The organism is Methylobacterium gregans (assembly GCF_022179245.1).
GTDB classification, from domain to species: domain Bacteria; phylum Pseudomonadota; class Alphaproteobacteria; order Rhizobiales; family Beijerinckiaceae; genus Methylobacterium; species Methylobacterium gregans.
On sequence record NZ_BPQM01000177.1, the window covers coordinates 1 to 5,585 of the forward strand.

The 5,585-nt window shown below is 70.8% G+C and carries 4 protein-coding genes and 1 pseudogene; 4 read left to right on the forward strand and 1 reads right to left on the reverse strand.

Annotated features, from left to right (window positions below):
• Nucleotides 1-182: pseudogene (locus MFF54_RS26435) on the forward strand (polysaccharide biosynthesis/export family protein); the annotation flags it as partial.
• Between the two features lie 181 nt (nucleotides 183-363).
• A complete protein-coding gene (locus MFF54_RS26440) occupies nucleotides 364-1,590 on the forward strand; it encodes a branched-chain amino acid ABC transporter substrate-binding protein (protein WP_238307168.1) in 1,227 nt (408 codons plus the stop codon).
• A gap of 52 nt (nucleotides 1,591-1,642) precedes the next feature.
• On the opposite strand, the gene MFF54_RS26445 is transcribed toward MFF54_RS26440, so the two are convergent.
• Complete coding sequence (locus tag MFF54_RS26445; RefSeq protein WP_238307169.1) at nucleotides 1,643-2,245, reverse strand: tyrosine phosphatase family protein; 603 nt, start codon at nucleotides 2,243-2,245, stop codon at nucleotides 1,643-1,645.
• Nucleotides 2,246-2,391: 146 nt separating this feature from the next.
• Here MFF54_RS26445 and MFF54_RS26450 point away from each other — a divergent pair, with 146 nt between their 5' ends.
• Both MFF54_RS26450 and MFF54_RS26455 read left to right on the forward strand, forming a co-directional pair.
• On the forward strand, nucleotides 2,392-3,501 hold the full coding sequence (locus MFF54_RS26450) for a TRAP transporter substrate-binding protein (RefSeq protein ID WP_238307170.1): 1,110 nt from the start codon (nucleotides 2,392-2,394) through the stop codon (nucleotides 3,499-3,501).
• 300 nt (nucleotides 3,502-3,801) lie between these two features.
• Nucleotides 3,802-5,205, forward strand: a complete 1,404-nt coding sequence (locus MFF54_RS26455) for a deoxyribodipyrimidine photo-lyase (RefSeq protein ID WP_238307171.1) — start codon at nucleotides 3,802-3,804, stop codon at nucleotides 5,203-5,205.
• The last annotated feature ends 380 nt before the right edge of the window (nucleotides 5,206-5,585 follow it).

Sequence of the window (5,585 nt, forward strand, 5' to 3'; positions counted from 1 at the left end):
ACCGGATCAACATGCGCGACCCCAACAGCCTGTTCACCACCCAGGCCTTCCGGATGCGCAACCGCGACCTGATCTACGTCTCCAACGCCCCCTACACCGAGCTCCAGAAGGTGCTCGGCGTCTTCTCAAGCGTCACAGGACCCGTCGCGTCCGCGGCCGCGATCTACGCCTACGGGAAGTAGGAGCCTGTTCGGCTGTGGACGTTGCGTAACCGTCCGGACATTCCATCCTTGCCTTCGGGGGGGCTTCGTCGTTTCCTGCGTCGATGCCCGGCCAAGCCCGACCGGCGTCAGGAGCCTTCGTGATCATCGGATGATCGGGAGCCGATTTCGTGGGCGCGGAAACGGCTCTAGAAGGACCCCGATGAAGATCGGATGCGTCGCTCTCGGCCCCGGCTACCTGCGCGGGGCGATCCCCGGGGCCGGGCCTACGCCGGCTCGGTCGGGCGCAGGCCGCCTCCGGGCGCGCCTGCTCGCCCTCTCGCTCGCCGCCCTCGTCCTTCCATCCGCCGCGCTCGCCCAAGTGGCGCGCGATCCGGGGGGCGATGCGGCGGGGACCGTGACGATCGGCGTGGCCGTGCCGCGCTCCGGCGCCTACGTCGCGGTGGGCGAGCAGGTGCTGCGCGGGATCGAGGCGGCCGCACGGGACGCCAATCAGCGGAGCGGGCTCGACGGGCGCAGGATCGTGCTCGACGTGCAGGACGACGCCTGCGACTCGAACACGGCGGTCGCGGTGGCCAACCACTTCGTTCGCCAGGAGGTTCGCCTCGTCGTCGGGCATGTCTGCTCGAACGCCTCGATCGCCGCCTCCGAGGTCTACGCGCAGAACGGCACGCTGATGATTACGGCGGCCTCGGTGTCGGCACGGCTGACCGACCGCGGCTTCCCGACGATCTTCCGGGTCTGCGGCCGTGACGACGACCAGGCCCGGCTCTCGGCCGCGGTGCTGGCGGAGCGATTCCGGGATCGCAAGATCGCCCTGATCCAGGACACGACGCCGGCCTCGCGCAACCTCGCGGCGGCCACGAAGGACAACCTCAACCGCATCGGCATCAACGAGGCGCTCTCGGTCGCCTTCTCGCCGAGCGACGCGGACGACGCGGCGCTCGCCGACCGGCTGAAGGGCGCCGGGATCGAGGTGGTCTATTACGGGGGCGACGCCGTCGAGATGGGCCGCCTCGTGAAGATCGCGGCGGAGCGGGGCTTCAAGCCGCAATGGTTCGGCACCTCGGCGATCGCGACGCCCGACTTCGCCAAGACCGCCGGATCCGCGAGCAACGGCGTCCTGATGACCTTCTACCTCGACCCGAGCCGGCAGCCGGCCGCGGCCGAGGTGGTGAAGGCCTTCCGGGCCGAGGGCGTCGACCCGACCGGCTCCACGGTCTACGGCTACGCCGCGCTCCAGGCCCTGGTGGCTGCGGGCAACTTCGCCCACACGACCGACCCGAAGCGCCTCTCGGCCACGCTCCACGCCGAGCGCTTCGACCTCGTCCTCGGCACGGTCGGCTTCGACTCCAAGGGCGACGTCACCGCGCAGGGCTACGTGCTCTACGTCTGGAAGGACGGCGCCTTCACGCCGGCCGGCAAGTAACCCGGCAAGTAACTCTGCCAGTAACTCTGCAAGGAGGCCGGCACGTCGCGGCCTACGGCGTCTCCCGCAGCGCCAGGGCCGCGTCCACCTCCGGCCCGCGCCCGTGCTCGCGCAGCACCTCCGCCAGATGCGGGCGCACCTGGAGCTGGAGGGCGTGCAGGCGCCGCACGGCGGCGGTGAGTGCGCCGCCGCGCCCGAGAAGCTCGTCGGCGAAGCCCGTCATCCGGGTGTTCGGCCAGGCAGGCTCGCGGAGCGCGTGGAGCCGCGCCACCAGATCCTCGGCGCCCGCTTCGGGCTCGGCGCCCGCGAACAGGATCAGCAGCGCCGCGGTCGAGCGCGACAGGCCGTAATGACAGTGCACCAGGAGGTGCCCGTCCGCGCCGTCGAGGTCGCGCCCGAAGGCCAGAATCGCCTCGACATCCGACCGCTCCGGGGCCACCAGCCCGTTCCCGGGCCCCAAACAGTCGTGGAAGTGCAGCGTGGTCCGGCGATGCGCCCCATAGCCCGCGAAGGCGGCGGGCTCGGGCGTCCCCGGATCGAGCAGCGACAGGACGTGGCTGACCCCGCGCGTCCCGTGCTCGGCCAGTTCCTGCAGGCCGCAGACCGTGTGCAGGGTGATGGCGGGAGCGGGGCGCGGGCTGTCGGGCTGGATCATGGCCCGGGAGCTAGCACGCCGCCCGCACGGTTTCGAGACGTTGCGTCGCCGTGCTAGGGGCGCGCCGTCCCGCTGATTCCGGAGCGGCGGAGGGGATCGGAACGTCGCCCCGGCCCGTTCTGCTGCGGACGGATGAACGAGGTGCCATGACCAGCAGCAGCCCGACCCTGAAGAGACGCGCGCTCCTGGCGGCCGGGCTCGGCGCGGCGGGGCTGGCAGCCTCCGCCCGGGAAGCGGGCGCGCAGGCGATGCCCGAGCTGCGCTGGCGCCTCTCGTCCGCCTACGCCAAGAACCTCGACATCCTGTTCGGTGCGGCCGAGACGCTGGGTCGCCTCGTCGGCGAGGCAACGGACGGGCGCTTCCAGATCCAGGCGGCGGGCCCCGGCGAGCCGGTGCAGCCCGAGGGCCTGATCGACGCGGTCGCCGCGGGCACGGTCGAGATGGGCCACGGACCGGCCTCGCTCGGAGCGGCCAAGGACCCGGTCTTCGCGCTCGCCACCGCCATGCCCTTCGGCCTCAACGCGCGCGGCCAGAACGCGTGGTGGAACGCCGGGGGGGCCGCCGACCTGTTCGGCGAGATCTTCGGCAAGTACGGCCTCGTGGCGCTGCCCGGCGGCAATACCGGCGCGCAGATGGGAGGCTGGTTCCGCAAGGAAGTGAAGGGACTCGGCGACCTCCAGGGCCTGAAATTCCGCATCGGCGGCCTCGGTGGCCAGGTGCTGACGAAGTTCGGCGTGGTGCCGCAGCAGATCGCGGGGCCGGAGATCTACGCGGCGCTGGAGGCCAAGCGCATCGACGCCGCCGAGTGGATCGGCCCCTACGACGACGAGCGCCTCGGCCTGCAGAAGGTCGCGCCGATCTACCACTATCCGGGCTTCTGGGAGGGCGGCGCGATGCTGCACTTCTGGATCAACGCCGAGAAGTGGAAGGCATTGCCGAAGCCCTACCGTACGATCCTGCAGGGGGCGGCCGCCCAGGTCGGCGCCGAGGTCCAGGCCCGCTACGACGCGCGCAATCCGCAGGCCCTCCGCCGGCTCGTGGCCGGCGGCGCGCAGCTGCGCCCCTTCCCCCAGGACGTGATGGAGGCGGCGCTGAAGAATGCCAACGACGTCTACGGCGAGATGGCCGCCAAGAACGCGGATTTCCGCCGCGTCTACGAGGCGATGAAGACCTTCCGCAACGAGGCCTATCTGTGGTTCCAGGTCGCGGAATACACCTACGACAACTTCATGATCCGCGCCCGCGCTCGCGGCTGATCGGCCGAGAACGAGGGCCATCCCCGCAAGAAAAAAGGCCACTCCCGGAGGAGCGGCCCGAAGTCTAGGGAGGAAACGCCCAAAGAGGGCTGCGGGAGCGCGACGCCATCGCGATCCCGCGATGCACAATCTGCTCTCTCCCCCACGCGGTTTCAAGGGGATTGGGGCAGCAGGGCTGCCGTTTCTCGGGCGGTGCAACACACAGCCGCCGCGTGTATCCGAAATGTCGCAGACCGCGACGCGGGCGCGGAGGCTGCCGCGCCCTAGCTCCCGGCCGAGGTTCAGGCGGGAGGCGGCACGATGGCGATCCAGGGGCAGCGCATCCGGGTGCTCAAGGACGTCGAGCCCCGGCCCGGGGGTGCCTACGTCCTCTACCTGCTTCAGCAGGCCAACCGAGCCCACCACAACCCGGCCCTCGAACTGGCCATCGAGGAAGCGAACCGGCTCGGGCTGCCGGTCGTCGCCTGTTTCGGCCTGCTCGACGGGGCGAGCGGCTTCCCCGAGGCCAATGCCCGGCACTATGCCTTCCTGCTCCAGGGCCTGGCCGACGCGGCCGCGGGGCTGGAGAAGCGCGGCGTCGGCTTCGTCATGCGTAAGGCCTCCCCGGCGGCGGTCGCGATCGACCTTGCCCGTGAGGCCGCCCTGCTGGTCCTCGACCGCGGCTATCTGGCGATCCAGAAGGGCTGGTACGCCGAGATCGCCGAGGCCGTCGACACCCGGGTCGTGCAGGTCGAGGGCGACGTGGTGGTGCCGGTCGAGACGGCCTCGGGCAAGCACGAGCACGCCGCCCGCACGCTGCGGCCGAAGCTCCACCGCGTCTGGGACCCGTTCCTGGAGCCGCTCGCCGCCCGCCGGGTGAAGCACCGTGCGGACGGGCTGAAACTCCGCTCCGAGATCGATATCTCCGACCCTGACGCGGTGCTGGCCGGGATGACCCTCGACCGCTCCGTACCGCCGGTGCGGCGCTTCCGCGGCGGCGAGACCGAGGCGCGCCGGCGCCTCAAGGCCTTCCTCGCCGACGCCTTCGCGGGCTACGGGGCGGGGCGCAACCGGCCGGAGGCGGGCGCGGCCTCGCACATGAGCCCCTACCTGCATTTCGGCCAGATCTCGCCCGTCGAGATCGCGCTGGCCGTCCGGGCGGCGAAGGACGGCGATACCGAGGATCGCGCCTCCTATCTGGAGGAAGTGATCGTCCGCCGCGAGCTGGCGATGAACCACGTCCACCACACCGCCCGCTACGATGCCTACGCGCAGGCCGTGCCCGAATGGGCCCGCAAGACGCTGGCCGAGCACGCGGACGATCCGCGCCCCCATCTCTACGGCGAGGACGAGCTCGCCGCGGGTCGCACCCACGACCGCTACTGGAACGCCGCCCAGGCCGAGATGCGCGAGACCGGCTACATGCACAACCACCTGCGCATGTACTGGGGCAAGAAGATCCTCGAATGGTCCCCCTCCCCCGAGGCGGGTTTTGCCCGCACGCTGCGGCTCAACAACCGCTACTTCCTCGACGGCCGCGACGCGAACTCCTTCACCAACGTGGCCTGGGTCTACGGCCTGCACGACCGCCCCTGGGCGAAGCGCAAGGTCTTCGGCACGGTGCGCTACCAGAGCGAGAACTCGTTGCGGAAGTTCGACGCCAAGGCCTATCTGCGCGCCGTCGCCGAGCTCTGCGCGGCAGAGGGACGACCGCAGGATTTTTGAGGGCTGAGCCGGGCTTTTCCCCGAGGCTTCCGGATCCGCGCTCCGCGTCCCTCCGCGTCCTACCGCCTCTGCGGGAGCGGGTGACTTCTGCGTCGGCAGAGACCGGTCGGGACGAAGTCCCGCGGATAGGAAGCGCCGATGCAGATGAGGGCAATGCGCTTCACACCTGCTCAGCCCGATCCAGAAGCCGGGTGCCTCTCAGTCTGCCGTATCTTCGTCCCGGCTGACCCCCTCGGAGGCTACCCTCCCACAGGGAGGAGGGATGCGCGTCCCGTCCGGCAGCCGAGACCTGCAAACCGGATCGTTCCAAAGAGGCACCTGCGCCTCCCCCTCTTCGATCACCCGAGCCCTTGACGCCCAACCGCTCCGGCTATCAGATA

Coding starts and splice junctions, on each gene's coding strand:
- MFF54_RS26445 (WP_238307169.1), bottom strand. CDS start 2,245: ATGATCCAGCCCGACAGCCCGCGCCCCGCTCCCGCCATCACCCTGCAC.
- MFF54_RS26450 (WP_238307170.1), top strand. CDS start 2,392: ATGACCAGCAGCAGCCCGACCCTGAAGAGACGCGCGCTCCTGGCGGCC.
- MFF54_RS26440 (WP_238307168.1), top strand. CDS start 364: ATGAAGATCGGATGCGTCGCTCTCGGCCCCGGCTACCTGCGCGGGGCG.
- MFF54_RS26455 (WP_238307171.1), top strand. CDS start 3,802: ATGGCGATCCAGGGGCAGCGCATCCGGGTGCTCAAGGACGTCGAGCCC.